Raw genomic sequence first — 16,202 nt, 5'->3', positions numbered from 1 at the left:
ATCAACCGTCGATAAATACGTCTGCCAGTGGTTTATGACACAAAAGAAGAGATAATCCCTCCAGCTCTGCCCACACGGACTGACCGTAATCTTGTTTGAGAGTAAGTTCCGTTCGTGTCAGGAGTTGTACAGCCTGACGTAACTGTGGCTGACTCAGGCGATTTAGCGCTTCGCTAATCATGTTACGACGGTTCTGCCATACCCGATGCTTGTCAAACAGCGTACGCAGCGGAGTATGAGCAGACTGACGCTTCAGATTAACCAGTAGCAATAGCTCACGTTGCAAAGTACGCAACAAAATCACCGGTTCACTGCCTTCCAGGCGCAGCTGCTGCAGAATATGCAATGCGCGCTTGCTTTTGCCGCTCAACAAAGCGTCAACCCAATGAAAAGGGGTGAAATGTGCGGCATCATTCACCGCTTGCTCAACGCGCGGCAGTGTCAGTTTGCCATCCGGCCAGAGTAGCGATAAACGCTCCAGTGCCTGTGCCAGCGCCAGCAGGTTTCCTTCATAACAGTAGCAGAGCACCTGATTCGCCGCGTCATCCAGTTCTAAATTGAGCTGTTTTGCTCGCGCGGCAACCCAGCGAGGAAGCTGGGCCTGTTCTGGGGTCTGGCAAGTAACCTGCACGCTACGGTTTGCAAGCGCGGTAAACCAGGCGGCATTTTCCTGCGCTTTGCTCAATTTATTACCGCGGACGATCAACAGCAGATCGTCATGCAGCAATCCGGTGAGCGTGAGGAGTTGTTCATTGATCGCCGCATTCGGTCCGTTTTCTGGTAACAACAGCAATAGCGTTTGTCGACTGGCAAACAGGCTCATTGCCTGGCATAGCGAAAATATTGCGTTCCAGTCCGTGTTGGGATCAATGGAAAAAGTGTGGTGTTCTTCGAATCCTTGTGCCGCAGCTACCTGACGAATGGCGTCCTGGCTTTCTTGCAACAACAGGGGATCGTTACCAAGTAAAAGATAGGCCGCGCGCAGCCCTTCAGTGAGCTGCGCGCGGAGTTGTTCCGGGTACAACCGAATCATCAGTTACCCAGCGTGGTGGAGACGCGTGCAGGCGTTGCTGTGGTATCCGTTGTTGCCGACGTTTCTTCGTCGGAACGGACGTCCGCAGCGCGAATGCTTGGCAGCTTACGAATAAGCTGTTCGGCGGCACGGTCGTACATCTCTTTAATGATCATGTCCTGCTCGTTATCTTTCGCTAACGCCATTTGCGGGTTATCGAAGAACGAACGGAAGACTTTGGCGCTAATCGGGTAGATATCTCGCCCAGGAATTAATACCGACGCGCTAACAGTCATCACCATCTGATATTCCGCAGTTTGACCATTACGGAAAACCGACGCGGTATCCTGTGAGATTGATACAGCGCCCAGACGCAGGGATGGAACATCCTTACGCGTGGTTTCTTTATCGAGCAACTCGACACCGTTCAGACGTAACTGGTTACGCACTGCACGGCTTAACGGCCCGTTCGGGTCACCGGAATCCAGGATCATAACCTTCATAGTGGAAGGGACCTGCGTGGTATCACGCAGATGCCAGCCACACCCGGCGGTGATTAACACCGCCAGAGATAACAACAATGTTGCCAGATATCGCACGCTTCCTCCCGCGCTTAGCCAACGACCAGATTGAGGAGTTTACCCGGTACGTAAATCACTTTACGCACGGTAACGCCATCAAGATATTTTGCTACCAGATGTTCCTGGCCAGCACGTTCGCGAACCTGTTCTTCCGTTGCATCCACCGGAACGGTGATTTTGGCACGGACTTTACCGTTAACCTGAACAACGACCAGCGTGGAGTCTTCCACCATCGCTTTTTCATCAGCAACCGGCCACGGCGCGTTGTCGATATCGCCTTCGCCTTTCAGTTCCTGCCACAGCGTGAAACAGATGTGTGGGGTGAACGGGTTAAGCATACGAACTACCGCCAGCAGCGCTTCCTGCATCAGGGCGCGATCCTGCTCGCCATCGGTCGGTGCTTTCGCCAGTTTGTTCATCAGCTCCATAATCGCCGCAATTGCGGTGTTGAAGGTCTGACGACGGCCGATATCATCGGTCACTTTAGCGATTGTTTTATGCACATCGCGACGCAGCGCTTTCTGATCTTCAGTCAGTGCATCGACGTTCAGTGCCGCAACATCGCCTTTCGTAGTATGCTCGTACACCAGTTTCCAGACACGTTTCAGGAAGCGGTTAGCCCCTTCCACGCCGGACTCCTGCCATTCAAGAGTCATATCCGCCGGAGAAGCGAACATCATAAACAGACGAACGGTGTCCGCGCCGTAACGTTCAACCATCACCTGCGGGTCGATACCGTTGTTCTTCGACTTGGACATTTTGCTCATGCCGGTATAAACCAGCTCATGGCCTGCCGCGTCTTTCGCTTTTACGATACGGCCTTTCTCGTCACGTTCAACGATAGCATCAACCGGGGAAACCCAGTTACGTTCGCCGTTTTCGCCAACATAGTAGAAGGCATCTGCCAGCACCATACCCTGACACAGCAACTGTTTCGCTGGTTCGTCAGAGTTCACCATGCCTGCATCACGCATCAGTTTGTGGAAGAAGCGGAAGTAGAGCAGGTGCATGATGGCGTGTTCGATACCACCAATGTAGATATCCACCGGCAGCCAGTAGTTAGCCGCTTCGGAATCCAGCATACCTTCTTTGTACTCCGGGCAAGTGTAGCGCGCATAGTACCAGGAGGACTCCATAAAGGTGTCGAAAGTGTCGGTTTCACGCAGCGCTGGCATACCGTTAACGGTGGTTTTCGCCCACTCCGGATCTGCTTTAATCGGGCTGGTAATGCCGTCCATCACCACATCTTCCGGCAGGATCACCGGCAGCTGGTCGTCCGGGGTCGGCATCACAGTGCCGTCTTCCAGCGTCACCATCGGAATCGGTGCGCCCCAGTAACGCTGACGGGAAACACCCCAGTCGCGCAGGCGATAGTTCACTTTACGCTCGCCAACGCCCATTTCAGTCAGTTTGTCGGCAATAGCGTTAAAGGCTGCTTCATGGTCAAGACCATTAAACTCGCCAGAGTTGAACAGCACGCCTTTTTCAGTCAGAGCCTGCTGAGAAAGGTCTGGTTCAGAACCGTCAGCCGCCAGGATAACCGGCTTGATGTTCAGGCCGTATTTAGAGGCAAACTCGTAGTCGCGCTGGTCGTGACCCGGAACCGCCATGACTGCGCCCGTGCCGTATTCCATCAATACGAAGTTTGCTGCCCAAACAGGAATTTCTTCGCCCGTTAATGGGTGAACAGCTTTAAAGCCAGTATCGACGCCTTTTTTCTCCATTGTTGCCATTTCAGCTTCGGCAACTTTGGTGTTACGGCATTCGTCAATAAAGGCTGCCAGTTCTGGATTATTTTCCGCCGCTTTCTGCGCCAGCGGATGACCTGCCGCTACCGCCAGATAGGTACAACCCATAAAGGTGTCCGGGCGAGTAGTATAAACAGTCAGCGTGTTGTCATAGTCGTTAACGTTGAAGGTGATTTCTACGCCTTCGGAACGACCGATCCAGTTACGCTGCATGGTTTTAACGGTGTCTGGCCAGTGATCCAGTTTATCCAGATCGTTGAGCAGCTCGTCAGCGTAAGCGGTGATTTTGATAAACCACTGCGGGATCTCTTTACGCTCAACTTTGGTATCGCAGCGCCAGCAGCAGCCGTCGATAACCTGTTCGTTCGCCAGTACGGTCTGGTCGTTCGGGCACCAGTTGACCGCAGAGGTCTTCTTATACACCAGGCCTTTTTTATATAGCTCGGTGAAGAATTTCTGTTCCCAACGGTAGTATTCCGGCGTGCAGGTTGCCAGCTCGCGGCTCCAGTCATAACCAAAGCCCAGCATTTTGAGCTGGTTTTTCATGTACGTGATGTTGTCGTACGTCCACGGTGCTGGCGCGGTGTTGTTTTTTACCGCCGCGCCTTCCGCAGGCAGACCAAACGCGTCCCAGCCGATCGGCTGCAGAACGTTTTTGCCCAGCATGCGCTGGTAACGGGCGATCACGTCACCGATGGTGTAGTTACGTACGTGGCCCATGTGTAGTCGACCAGAAGGATAGGGAAGCATAGACAGGCAGTAATACTTCTCTTTGCTCTCGTCTTCGGTTACTTCAAATGTGCGCTTCTCATCCCAATGAAGCTGTACTTTGGATTCTATCTCTTCCGGGCGGTATTGCTCTTGCATGGCAGCCAGTGGTCCTGTTTTCATTACGGCTACAAAAGTAGCGTTAGAGGTGGTTTTTCAGATCCGCATAGCATAGCCCAAACGTCCGCGTCAAAACAGCCTTTCGCGCACTCGACGTTGAAATCGCACAGCGGTAATCCTTGCACGAATTTACACACTCTGTGGGCAGTCTTGCAAAGTTGAGCGTAAATAACGTCTATTATTATAGCCAGTTAACGACACGGGAGATGAAATGATGAACAAGGTTGCTCAATATTACCGTGAACTGGTGGCGTCATTAAGCGAGCGACTGCGTAATGGCGAACGCGATATCGATGCACTGGTAGAACAGGCGCGTGAGCGTGTAATAAAAACAGGGGAGTTAACGCGGACCGAGGTCGATGAACTGACTCGGGCCGTCAGACGTGACCTGGAAGAGTTCGCCATGAGTTATGAAGAGAGCCTGAAGGAAGAATCCGACAGCGTTTTTATGCGGGTGATTAAAGAAAGCCTCTGGCAGGAACTGGCGGACATCACCGATAAAACGCAGCTTGAATGGCGTGAAGTTTTCCAGGATCTCAATCATCACGGGGTTTATCACAGCGGAGAAGTGGTAGGGCTTGGGAATCTGGTCTGCGAGAAATGTCACTTCCATCTCCCGATCTACACGCCGGAAGTGCTGACGCTATGCCCGAAATGTGGTCATGATCAGTTCCAGAGACGCCCGTTCGAGCCGTAATAGTTTGATTTCGCACACCAATAAAGAGAATTTGGGCCGAATGAAATTCCCCGGCCTTTGTTTTTATCTCTACAGTAAATCTTCAATCTCACGGATTTCTTGACTGACATCTCTGGTACCGGATGACTGAACTTTACGATACAGGTCGAGAGCCTGTAGGAGATCGACAGGTCCTCCTTCTCCGTAGTGATACATAATGGCCAGGTTATACCAGGCAGTGGCGTCATTGCATTCAGCGGCTTTCGTAAACCATTCAAAGGCAGCGTTATAATCTTTCTCAACGCCTTGCCCATGTTTATACATATAGCCGATGTTAACGTAAGCGCCGATGCTTCCCTGAGCGGCAGCCTTCAGATACCAGTACATCGCTTGTTTATAGTCCTGGTCCACTCCTTCGCCCAAATCATAATCCCACGCTATTTGAAATTGAGCGTGCTGATTACCTTGCAGGGCGCTTTTCAAATACCAGAATGCGGCGAGAGTCTTGTTTTGGGGAACACCTGTACCTTTTTCATAAAGGTCAGCAAGGTTATCCTGTGCGGGATTATGCCCCTGGAGCGCGGCTTGTTTGTACCAATAGAAAGCCTGTTCATAGTCTTGCGTCACCCCAGTGCCATTTTGGTACATTAACCCCAGATTATTTTGTGCATATTTCAACCCCTGCTCTGCTGCCTTCCGATACCACTCAACCGCATCTTCATAGTTAGGCGGTGCCGCTTCGTCGAGTATGCAACCCAGCAAATTGGCTGCTAATGCCTGTTCTTGCAAGGCGGCTTTCTTCAACCAGAAGATAGCTTGCGCATTATCTTTATAGCGGCTTTTATTCTCGTTATATTTTCGACCTAAAGAATATTGTGCTTCACAATGCCCTTGTTCAGCGGCAAGTTTGAGCCAGTAAAAGGCCTTTTCGTCGTCCGGAGAGTCAATTGCACTATCGCGATTGTAATAAAACCCAACAATATATTGTGCCTCACTATCGCCTTGTTCAGCACGTTCGATAATCTCATCTATTGATAAATTATCGCAGCAACTTGACGTAAAAATCATTATCATTTCCTTATGGTTGCAGATAAAGCATATTATATTTTTATATGTTCCATTTTTGCGTAAGCCTTATTTTATGCGTATTATACTGCGTCAGAAAAGTATAAATAAATGAGCCTCGCAATGTGGTTGATATTCATTAAATGAATATTTAAGGACAAATTATATGGACATGGAGTCGCAAAAAATATTGTTTGCACTTTCCACTCCGATGGAAATACGCAATGAATGCTGTTTACCTTCGCATTCATCTCCCAAAATGTATTTAGGTACACGCTTTTTTGACCTTTCTTCTTCCTGGGGAATTGATGGCCGTGATGACCTGCTGCGCACAATTCACCGAATGATCGATAACGGTCATGCTGCACGGTTGGCTGGATTTTATCACCGCTGGTTTCGTTATTCGCCACGTGAATGGCGTGGCTATCTTGCTGAATTAAATGAGCAAGGTCAGGCTTATGCGCAATTTGTCGCCAGCACCGCCGAATGCTGTGGCGAAGGGGGAATCAAAGCCTGGGATTATGTCCGGATGGGTTTTTTAAGCCGGATGGGCGTACTTAATAACTGGTTGAGTGAAGAAGAAAGTCTATGGATCCAGTCGCGCATTCATTTACGGGCGCTACGTTATTATAGTAACTGGCGGCAATACTTTGCCGGTTATACCTTTGGTCGGCAATATTGGCAGTCTCCCGAGGATGATAATCTGCCTTTATTACATGAATTCTTAGCGCGTAAAGAATACGACGATTCCGGCAATGATATGTTTTATCAATTATTTGCCAGTGACGATGCATATTACGCGACCTTACCCTGGCAACCACTGGCTGACTACCCCGCATGCCCGGAAACGCTTAAGGATATGAGCGACCTATGAAAAATTGCTGGAAGATCCTCGAAATAGAGGAAACGACTGATGTCGATATTATCCGTCGCGCTTATCTGGCGCTGTTACCGTCCTTTCATCCAGAAACCGATCCACAGGGCTTTAAACAACTGCGTCAGGCGTATGAAGACGCGCTACGGATTGCGCAGTCGCCTGCTAAATCTGTTTGGCAAGCAGAAGAACATGAAGTTGCAGAACATGAAATTCTGCTCGCCTTTCGTGCGTTACTTGCCTCTGATAGCGAACGTTTTCTGCCCTCAGCCTGGCAGCGATTCATTCAGCAATTAAATTATTGCTCGATGGAAGAGATTGATGAATTACGCTGGTTGTTGTGCGCGATAGCTATGAACACTGCCCATTTATCCTTCGAGTGCGTGGCGTTATTAGCTGAAAGATTGCGGTGGTTGCAGGAGGAAAACACTGGGGAAATAGACGAAGAAGAACTGGAATCCTTTTTATATGCCATTGCGAAGGGGGATATTTTTAACTTCCAGACCATTCTGCATCTGTCCGTTGCCGTGCAAAATGAAACCATTGATTTTTACCAAATGTTCGCTCGGATTTGGTCATCGCATCCAGAATGGCTGACACTGTATTTAGCGCAACATCGCGCAGTGATTATCCCCGATGATGCAAAACTGCACAGAAATTTACTGTGCTGGTATACCTCAAGCCGCGTGGGAATACCCGAACTCCTGGATTATGCTCGGTCGTGGCGGGAAGCTGAACCTGATAATGAAGATGCGCGTTATTATGAATACGCGCAACGCGTCTATTGTGGAGAAGGTGAAAGCCTTCTGGTAGAACTTTGTGACTACTGGCGCGAGTATCCCTCCACCCAGACGGATGCATTAATGTTGCAATGGTGCCGTCAGCATCGGGTCGATTATTACCCGTTAGTGGTGATGATGATTGAAGCACGTGAACTGGTTAACGATCAGGGAAAACCGCTACTTTATGTTCCTGGCGACAGCGCCAGTACGCGTTTTCAATTATACGAAATACTCAGTCATGAAAAACTCTCTGCGCTGGGGCGTTCTCTGGTCGAGATGGTTTTGCACAAAGGGCGTAAGCCGCGAATCTCACTCACGCGTGATACAGAGCATCCCTTATGGCCATTATATTTAGTTGCTAAACAATTAGTGCTGGCGAACCAGCCTACAGAAGAATCATTAATGCCGATCGTCGCTCGTCTTGATGCAGAAGATCGTTGCCCACTGGAAGCATTAATTATTCGTCGATTATTAATTCAGTCGGCGAATTTTACCGAGAAGCAAACCGTCGAACCGGAGCCGCAACCGCAGCCAATGCCTGTTGATGATGGTGGGCCGGGCTGTCTGGGCATCATTAAAATTATTTTCTATATTTTTATTTTTGCTGGTTTGATAGGGAAAATACTCCATCTCTTCGGGTGACAGTCGACGTTAATGTGCGGGAAGCCCGGCAAGCAATCTTTCCGCATTTTTGTAATGTTGTTTGGCGGCCAGTTTTAACCATTTTTGAGATTCATAATGGTTAACATTAACACCTGAGCCATTTCTGTAGATCAAACCCAAAGTATATTGAGCATGAGCATACCCTTGTTCAGCTGCTTCCTTATACCAGAGAATTGCTTTACGGGTATCTGGTTTGACTCCCAGACCTTTCAGGTAGATCCACCCCAGTTTGCTTTGTGCGCGCGGATTTTCCTGTTCTGCTGATTGCTCATACCAGTATCTCGCCTGTGTATAATCCAGTGGTTTACCGTCGCTACCATGAAGATAAAATTCGCCAAGGCGATATTGCGACGTTGAGTGACCATGAATCGCGGAAAGCTCCGTTGCTGCCGTGGTAAACGGAAGACTGCCTGGTGATCTTAAATAATCAAAGACATAATTCGCCATAGCTTTATCGCGCAAGGTCGTTTTCTTAGGTTGGCTAATACAAGTGATAGCCGCAACTATAAATATTGCGAATATAAAATATATTTTTTTGTTCATTTATCAATACTTCGATTTTCTTTTTATTTTGAAAGCGTCAAGTTTATACTCATCATTAATAAAAAAGTAGTCAGTTAATGTACTTAAAGGATTGTTAATATATGGATAAGGAAGAACAACGCCTTCTATTTGCGATTTCTACGCCAATGGAGATTCTTAATAAGGGATGCAAGCCTGCACATGACTCGCCAAAAATGTATACCGGAGTAAAAGAATTTGATCTGTCATCATCCTGGGGAATAAATAATCGTGATGATTTAATTCAGACTATTTACCAAATGACCGATGATGGTCACGCAAATGATTTAGCCGGGTTATATCTGGCATGGCATCGCTCTTCACCTGAAGAGTGGAAAGCATTAATAGCTGGTGGCTCTGACAGAGGGCTGATTTATACCCAATTTGTTGCACAAACCGCTATGTGCTGCGGGGAAGGGGGAATCAAAGCCTGGGATTATGTTCGAATGGGGTTTCTGTCACGGGTCGGTGTGCTCAACAAGTGGCTGACGGAAGACGAGAGTTTATGGCTGCAATCGCGTGTCTATGAACGAGCACACCATTACTATCACAGTTGGATGCACTATTTTTCCGCCTATTCGTTAGGACGTCTCTACTGGCAATCCGCTCAGTGCGAAGACAACGCTTCGCTACGCGAGGCGCTGACCTTGTACAAATACGATAGCGCCGGGAGTCGGATGTTCGAAGAGCTGGCAGCGGGAAGCGATCGTTTCTATGCCACGCTTCCCTGGCAGCCATTAACTGCCCAGCCTGAATGCCCGGCAACGCTTAAGGATGTGAGCGACCTATGAAAACATGTTGGCAAATCCTCGAAATCGAAAGCACAACACAAGTTGATATTATCCGTCAGGCTTATCTTGCTCGTTTACCGTTGTACCATCCAGAAACCGATCCGCAGGGGTTTAAAGCGTTACGCCAGGCCTATGAAGAGGCGCTGCGACTTGCGGTCAATCCAGACGAAAAAAATGCTGATAACGAGAAAGATCTTGCAGAAGAGCACGAAGCACTGAAAGCGTTCAGAACCTTACTGGCTTCGGAAAGTGATCGTTTTCAGCCCTCCGCCTGGCAGAAATTTATTCAGCAATTAAATACCTGGAACATGGAGGATGTCGAACAATTACGCTGGCCGCTGTGTGCAATCGCTATGAAGGCGCGATATCTTTCATTGAATTGTGCATCTTTGTTGGCAGAGCGTTTGAACTGGCATTCGTTTAGTGACAGCGAAGGAATGGATGAAGAAGAGCGGGAGGCTTTTCTTGAGGCCATTCAGGCTGGGGATTGTTTCGATTTCCTTAGCCTTCTGGAATATCCCGTCGCGTTACAGAACCAGACTGTTGATTATTACTTCGCGCTGGAACGTTGCGGTCGTTACCATCCTGACTATGTCACTGCATTTTTGGCGATGGCAGGTCCGTGGTTAATTCCTGATGATGAGAAGTTGCATCGCAAATTGTTGCGCTGGTATAGCTCGGTACAAACAGGTATGGCGGAACTCATTCCTGTTGCCCAACAGTGGCAAACGGAAGAACCTGAAAGCGAAGATGCCCGATATTACTCGTGTGCACAACGGTTGTACTGCGGTGAGGGGGAAAGTCTGCTTGCCGATCTCTGCGCATACTGGGAGAGTTACCCATCTACACTAGCGGATTATTTGTTGTTGCAGTGGAGCAAGCGTCATTGCCCGGATTATTTCGCGTTATTAGTGATGGTTATCGAAGCGCGAAGCATGATTGATGCACAAGGTAAGCCGCTGAAATATGTACCTGGCGAGAGCGCCCGGACGCGGCTGTTATGGGCGGAAATTTTACATAGCGGAAAATTATCGCCGTTAGGTCAATCGTTTATCGAGTCGTTATTCTTCAAACGTAAAGCATGGGCGTGGTGGAAATCGAGAGTCGGTAGCGAGACAGGGCAAGATTCACCGTTACTGGATCTGTATCGGGTAGCGGAACAGGTAGTACTGGAAGCGTTTCCGAAACAAGAGATGCTGGCCCGTCTTAATACAAGGCTGGAAGGCGGAGACGCTCATCCATTAGAGGCCATTATCACCCGGATGCTGTTGACAAAAGTGAAACTCGAGCCGGAGGATGAAGATGTCGATGAGCCAACACCTGAAAACCATGAAGAAAAAAATGATGAGGATGAAAAACCACAGAGCATTACCAGCATTATTAAAATCAGCTTAACGGTGCTGGTGATAGGTTATGCTCTCGGCAAAATCGCGATGTTGCTCAGTTAGATGCGATGCTGACGCATCTTATCCGACCTACGAGTAGGCCGGATAAGGCGTTTACGCCGCATCCGGCAGCCGTGTTTATGGGATCTCAATGGCCAAATAACCGCTCGCCCGCCGCCTAACCTCATCGACGCGGGCCATATCGTTTGACTGCAACGCCTCATCAAAATCGGTGATCACCCGGCCAATCTCTTCTCGCTCGTCACCCAGCGCACGCGCCCACAACTCTTCCAGTTTGGCTTTAAAGGTACGGTTGATGAGCATATCGCGCGGATAAATTTTCAATGCGGATAACCGCGCCCGACTCTCTTCAATCTGCTGAGCGCTCAATGTTACCGGACTGTGATTAATGACTCTGGACTTAACGCTGCCGTCTTCCAGAAGCACGTCAACTTCAAGCAACCCGTTGATATCATAACTAAAGCGAATATCAATCGACTGATAAACCCCGGTTTTCTTCAACGGCACATCGAATGATTCCACCAGAATGTTATTTTTAACTTTGTGGTTTTCTCCCTGATAGACGTTAACCGTAATTGAATCCTGTTCCGGGTGCATGGTTGAGTAAGTTTCTACACGCGATACAGGCACAGTGGTGTTTCGTTCAATAATTGGCGAGAAAATGCCGGAAACGCCCTGGCGGTTAACTTCAACGCCCAACGAGTAGGGGCAAATATCGGTGAGGATCACTTCTTCAATATCTTCGCTGCGTAAGCGGCAAGCGGCCTGGATCGCTGCGCCCAGCGCGACAATGGTGCTCGGGTCGTAACTTTGATACGGTAGTTTGCCAAACAGACGCACGGCGATTCGCTGCACCAGTGGCATTTGCGACGCACCGCCGACCAGTACCAGGCTGTCGATTTGACTCGGCTTCAGACGTGCATCGCGCAACGCCTGTTCAATCGGCACACGCAAGCGGTTGAGTAGCGGTAACCACAAATCTTCCAGTTCGTTCTCGTAAAATTCGCACTCCTGCGTTTCATCCTGGTACTGCCAGCGAATGTGCATTGGCGATTGATTGCTACATTTTGCAGCTTCCACGCAGGCGTATAAGGCTGCCAGTTCGCTCTCGTTAAGCGTGGTTTTGGCAACGTCCGCGCGTCTTAAAACTTCATCGACCAGCATATGAGTAAAATCTTCGCCACCAAGAAAGTTATCACCCGCGGAGGCGTGCACTTCAATCACCGGCGTAGCGTATTCAAGCACCGTGACGTCAAACGTGCCGCCACCGAGATCAAAAACCAGCGAGCGGGTATTTTGCTGCGTATGCAGGCCATACGCCATCGCGGCTGCCGTTGGCTCATTAATCAGGCGCACTGCATTTAGCCCGGCTAACTCTGCTGCTAAACGGGTATGCTTGCGTTGTTCATCACTGAAATAAGCAGGAACAGAGATCACCACATCTTTAATCGGTTGTTGCAGAAATTCTTCAGCATCTTCTTTTAATGAACGCAATACCAAAGAGGACAATTCCGGTGCATTAAATGTGTCACCGCCTAAACGCCAGTTGGTATTACTGCCCATCGCGCGTTTAAATAACGCTGCGGTTTTATCAGGATGCGATGTGCGCCTGGACACTGCCGGTTTACCGACCAGAATATGGTTATTTTCATCCATGCTAATTATGGATGGTGTTAAATATTCACCGAATTTATTTGGAATTAATTGTGCGGCACCGTCTTTCCAGACAGCAATTAAACTATTGGTAGTACCGAGATCGATACCAATGGCGAGTTCTGCATTATCCATTGCATTTATATCTTGAAAGAAAAAGAGATAACCAGATTAAGACCACCCTGGTAAAACGTGGTGATCTTAATCAATAAGGAGTATTAAGCGTAAAATTTCAGACGTTCAGCCAGTAAATCAACAAAGCCCTGACGATCAACATCGACCATTACAGTGGCATTCGGTTTGTTACCGGTCAGATAGTAATAATCAACAACTGTCATCCCCTGGGTATATTTCCCCTGTGTTTCAACGCCGACCCAGCGCTCTACGGTGGTAAACAACTCGGGTTTCAATAGCCAGGCAATGGTGCACGGATCGTGCAGCGGCGCGCCGACAAAGCCCCATTTTTCGTCTTTATGATATTCGAGGAAGAAATCCAGCAGTTCGGCAACAATGGTTGAAATCGGGTTACCAATCGCGCGGAAACGCTCGGTGTCTTCAACGTGGATTTGTGCTTTGTGAGTGACATCCAGACCGGCCATCACCACCGGAATCCCTGACTGGAAGACAATCTCCGCTGCTTCCGGGTCAACGTAAATATTAAACTCGGCGGCTGGCGTCCAGTTACCAAGCCCCATTGCACCGCCCATAATCACGATACGGGCGATTTTGCTGTGCAGTTCCGGATGGCTATTGAGCAGCAAGGCGACGTTAGTTTGCGGTCCGGTAGAAACAATGGTGACAGGTTCCGCACTTTCACGCAGCGTTTTCGCCATCAGCTCTACCGCCGTACAGTTTTGCGGTGCAAACGTCGGTTCCGGTAATGCCGGACCATCCAGACCGCTTTCGCCGTGTACGTTGTCCGCGATAATCAACTCACGCATTAACGGTTTCACCGCGCCGCCTGCTACCGGAATATCGGTGCGATTAAGCAAGGTCAGCATACGCAGAACATTGCGTAATGTTTTATCGGGTGTCTGGTTTCCGGCTGAAGATGTGATGGCTTTGACATCAAGCTCTGGTGAGGCGAGGGCGAGAACTATTGCGATAGCGTCGTCATGACCTGGGTCGCAATCTAACAGAATTGGCAGTGCCATTGTTGCTCCTTGTTGTGTGTTTCTTTGCGACAAGGGTAACGCCGGAATGTAACAGATACGAGGACCGAAACGATAAAGCGTGAGATGGCGCGCACCTGGGTATGCGCGCCAGAAGGATTAGTGCAGGATTTTCGCGAGGAAGTCTTTTGCGCGGTCCGATTTCGGATCATCGAAGAAAGCGTCTTTCGGCGAGTCTTCGACAATTTTTCCCTCGTCCATAAAGATCACTCTATTCGCCACTTTACGGGCAAAGCCCATTTCGTGGGTCACCACCATCATGGTCATCCCCTCGTTCGCCAGTTCCACCATCACGTCCAGCACTTCGTTGATCATCTCCGGATCCAGCGCCGATGTCGGTTCGTCGAACAGCATCGCAATAGGATCCATGCACAATGCGCGAGCGATCGCCACACGCTGCTGCTGACCGCCGGAAAGCTGCGCCGGAAACTTATTGGCATGTGCAGAAAGTCCCACGCGCTCCAGCAATTTCAATGCTTTTTCACGAGCCGGCGCTTTATCGCGTTTAAGCACTTTCACCTGCGCCAGGGTCAGGTTTTCGATAATCGACAGATGAGGGAACAGCTCGAAATGCTGGAACACCATCCCGACGCGGGAACGCAGCTTTGCCAGATCGGTTTTCTTGTCGTTAACCACGATACCATCAACGGTGATTTCACCTTGCTGCACCGGTTCGAGGCCGTTGACGGTTTTAATCAGCGTTGATTTGCCAGAACCAGACGGGCCGCAAACCACCACCACTTCGCCTTTTTTCACTTCGGTTGAGCAGTCGGTCAGCACCTGAAAGTGACCATACCATTTTGAAACATTTTTCAGGGTAATCATTATGCTGTCCTTCTTTTCAAGTAGCTGACCAACAACGACGCGCTAAGGCTAATAACGAAATAAACAAATCCGGCAAACAGGATCATCTCGACCTGCGTACCATCACGCTCACCAATGGTTGAGGCGGTACGGAAGAAATCGGCCAGAGATAACACATACACCAGTGAGGTATCCTGGAACAGTACGATACCCTGAGTGAGCAGCAGCGGCACCATCGCGCGGAACGCCTGCGGCAGAATAATCAGTTTCATCGACTGCCAGTGAGTCATCCCCAACGCCAGCGCGGCGCTTGACTGACCACGAGAAATACTTTGAATACCGGCGCGGATAATCTCTGAATAGTAGGCCGCTTCAAACATCGAAAACGCCACCATCGCAGAAATTAAACGAATATCGGTTTTCGGCGATAATCCCAGCACGTTTTGCAGAAAACCCGGCACAATCAGGTAAAACCACAACAGTACCATTACCAGTGGGATCGAACGGAACACGTTAACGTAGGCTTTGGCAAACCAGGCAACGGGCGCAAAGCTCGATAAACGCATCACCGCCAGCATGGTGCCCCACAAAATACCAATCACGACTGCCGTGACGGTGATTTTCAGGGTGATCACCAGCCCGTCCAGCAGATATGGCAGGGAAGGGACAATGGAACTCCAGTCAAACTCGTACATTATTTGCCCCCCATATTGCCGGGCAGGCGAACTTTACGTTCAACCAGCGTCATCACCAGCATGATAACCGCGTTAATCAACACATACGCCAGCGTGATGGCGGTAAACGACTCCCAGGCGTGAGCGGAGTAATCGAGTAATTTACCCGCCTGCGCCGCCATATCCACCAGACCGATAGTCGAGGCGATGGCGGAGTTTTTCACCAGGTTCATCATCTCGGAGGTCATCGGCGGGACGATAACGCGATAAGCGTTAGGCAGCAGTACGTAGCGGTAAGCCTGCGGCAGCGTCAGCCCCATTGCCAGCGCGGCATTCTTCTGCCCGCGCGGTAGTGACTGGATTGCGGCGCGTACTTGTTCGCAAACGCGAGCCGCAGTAAACAGCCCCAGGCAGAGCATAGAGGAGAGGAAAAACTGAATATTTGGGTCCAGTTCCGCCTTAAACCACATGCCGATTTTCTCCGGCAGCAGCTCTGGGATCACCAGATACCAGGTAAAGAATTGCACAATCAATGGCACGTTGCGGAACAGTTCGACATACAACGTACCCAGACCGGAGAGAAAACGGTTAGGAACGGTGCGCAAAATGCCGAATAACGAGCCGACGAGGAAAGCGATAATCCAGGCGCAGATCGACAAAGCGATCGTCACCTGAAAACCACTCCAGATCCAACCAAGATAGGTGGTGTTGCCGAACGGGGCTTGTTGTAAAAAAATACCCCAGTTCCAGTCTATAGACATAAATCTACTCCAGAAAAAAGAGGGTAGCAGCGTTAACTGCTACCCTCGAAGATTGTTACCCAGCGTATTGCGGTTTTCAGGCCCGATGGGG

15 protein-coding genes are annotated in these 16,202 nt (G+C 49.5%); 5 read left to right on the top strand and 10 right to left on the bottom strand.

What is annotated here, in order from left to right; translation table 11 throughout:
- Position 1: 1 nt before the first annotated feature.
- Genes holA through leuS form a run of 3 tightly spaced genes read right to left on the bottom strand, consistent with a single transcriptional unit; the run spans position 2 to position 4,208 of the window.
- Entirely contained in the window at positions 2–1,033 is a 1,032-nt protein-coding gene (holA, locus tag FEK50_RS01570) for a DNA polymerase III subunit delta (RefSeq protein WP_131161036.1), read from the bottom strand.
- On the bottom strand, positions 1,033–1,611 hold the full coding sequence (lptE, locus tag FEK50_RS01565; protein ID WP_130206491.1) for an LPS assembly lipoprotein LptE: 579 nt from the start codon (positions 1,609–1,611) through the stop codon (positions 1,033–1,035). The genes holA and lptE overlap by 1 nt, the downstream gene beginning before the upstream one ends.
- A 14-nt stretch (positions 1,612–1,625) precedes the next feature.
- Entirely contained in the window at positions 1,626–4,208 is a 2,583-nt protein-coding gene (gene leuS / locus FEK50_RS01560; protein ID WP_131161037.1) for a leucine--tRNA ligase, read from the bottom strand.
- A gap of 235 nt (positions 4,209–4,443) precedes the next feature.
- On the opposite strand from leuS, the gene FEK50_RS01555 reads away from it, so the two are divergent.
- Positions 4,444–4,926, top strand: a complete 483-nt coding sequence (locus FEK50_RS01555; protein WP_001044880.1) for a zinc ribbon-containing protein — start codon at positions 4,444–4,446, stop codon at positions 4,924–4,926.
- Positions 4,927–4,995: 69 nt separating this feature from the next.
- Here FEK50_RS01555 and FEK50_RS01550 read toward each other — a convergent pair whose 3' ends face one another.
- Positions 4,996–5,973: a tetratricopeptide repeat protein gene (locus FEK50_RS01550; protein ID WP_131161038.1), complete on the bottom strand. Its 978-nt coding sequence runs from the start codon at positions 5,971–5,973 to the stop codon at positions 4,996–4,998.
- A 163-nt stretch (positions 5,974–6,136) separates the two neighbouring features.
- On the opposite strand from FEK50_RS01550, the gene FEK50_RS01545 reads away from it, so the two are divergent.
- Together FEK50_RS01545 and FEK50_RS01540 are read left to right on the top strand one after the other, a co-directional pair.
- Positions 6,137–6,844, top strand: coding sequence for a DUF1266 domain-containing protein (locus tag FEK50_RS01545; RefSeq protein ID WP_131161039.1), 708 nt, complete (start codon positions 6,137–6,139; stop codon positions 6,842–6,844).
- Positions 6,841–8,268 carry a J domain-containing protein gene (locus tag FEK50_RS01540; RefSeq protein ID WP_131161040.1) on the top strand — a complete coding sequence of 476 codons (1,428 nt, stop codon included), beginning with the start codon at positions 6,841–6,843 and terminating at the stop codon, positions 8,266–8,268. The genes FEK50_RS01545 and FEK50_RS01540 overlap by 4 nt, the downstream gene beginning before the upstream one ends.
- Positions 8,269–8,277: 9 nt before the next feature.
- On the opposite strand, the gene FEK50_RS01535 is transcribed toward FEK50_RS01540, so the two are convergent.
- A complete protein-coding gene (locus tag FEK50_RS01535; protein ID WP_130206501.1) occupies positions 8,278–8,832 on the bottom strand; it encodes a tetratricopeptide repeat protein in 555 nt (184 codons plus the stop codon).
- A 101-nt stretch (positions 8,833–8,933) separates the two neighbouring features.
- On the opposite strand from FEK50_RS01535, the gene FEK50_RS01530 reads away from it, so the two are divergent.
- Together FEK50_RS01530 and FEK50_RS01525 are read left to right on the top strand one after the other, a co-directional pair.
- The gene (locus tag FEK50_RS01530; protein ID WP_131161041.1) at positions 8,934–9,641 is read left to right on the top strand and encodes a DUF1266 domain-containing protein; all 708 of its coding nucleotides are present in this window, start codon (positions 8,934–8,936) and stop codon (positions 9,639–9,641) included.
- Positions 9,638–11,089 carry a J domain-containing protein gene (locus tag FEK50_RS01525; RefSeq protein ID WP_131161042.1) on the top strand — a complete coding sequence of 484 codons (1,452 nt, stop codon included), beginning with the start codon at positions 9,638–9,640 and terminating at the stop codon, positions 11,087–11,089. The genes FEK50_RS01530 and FEK50_RS01525 overlap by 4 nt, the downstream gene beginning before the upstream one ends.
- A gap of 75 nt (positions 11,090–11,164) precedes the next feature.
- Here FEK50_RS01525 and hscC read toward each other — a convergent pair whose 3' ends face one another.
- The 5 genes from hscC to gltJ all read right to left on the bottom strand — a co-directional run bounded on the left by hscC (position 11,165) and on the right by gltJ (position 16,111).
- Positions 11,165–12,835, bottom strand: coding sequence for a molecular chaperone HscC (hscC, locus tag FEK50_RS01520; RefSeq protein WP_131161043.1), 1,671 nt, complete (start codon positions 12,833–12,835; stop codon positions 11,165–11,167).
- Positions 12,836–12,918: 83 nt separating this feature from the next.
- Positions 12,919–13,854 (bottom strand): pyrimidine-specific ribonucleoside hydrolase RihA, encoded by a 936-nt coding sequence (gene rihA / locus FEK50_RS01515; RefSeq protein ID WP_131161044.1) that lies wholly within the window; start codon positions 13,852–13,854, stop codon positions 12,919–12,921.
- Between the two features lie 117 nt (positions 13,855–13,971).
- Positions 13,972–14,697 (bottom strand): glutamate/aspartate ABC transporter ATP-binding protein GltL, encoded by a 726-nt coding sequence (gltL, locus tag FEK50_RS01510; RefSeq protein ID WP_000631384.1) that lies wholly within the window; start codon positions 14,695–14,697, stop codon positions 13,972–13,974.
- Positions 14,697–15,371 carry a glutamate/aspartate ABC transporter permease GltK gene (gltK, locus tag FEK50_RS01505; RefSeq protein WP_000272828.1) on the bottom strand — a complete coding sequence of 225 codons (675 nt, stop codon included), beginning with the start codon at positions 15,369–15,371 and terminating at the stop codon, positions 14,697–14,699. The genes gltL and gltK overlap by 1 nt, the downstream gene beginning before the upstream one ends.
- A complete protein-coding gene (gltJ, locus tag FEK50_RS01500) occupies positions 15,371–16,111 on the bottom strand; it encodes a glutamate/aspartate ABC transporter permease GltJ (RefSeq protein WP_000020950.1) in 741 nt (246 codons plus the stop codon). Before gltJ ends, gltK begins: the two co-directional genes overlap by 1 nt.
- Between the last annotated feature and the right edge of the window lie 91 nt (positions 16,112–16,202).

Source organism: Escherichia sp. E2586, from assembly GCF_005781105.1.
GTDB lineage: Bacteria > Pseudomonadota > Gammaproteobacteria > Enterobacterales > Enterobacteriaceae > Escherichia.
This window is presented reverse-complemented; position numbering and strand designations above follow the sequence as displayed.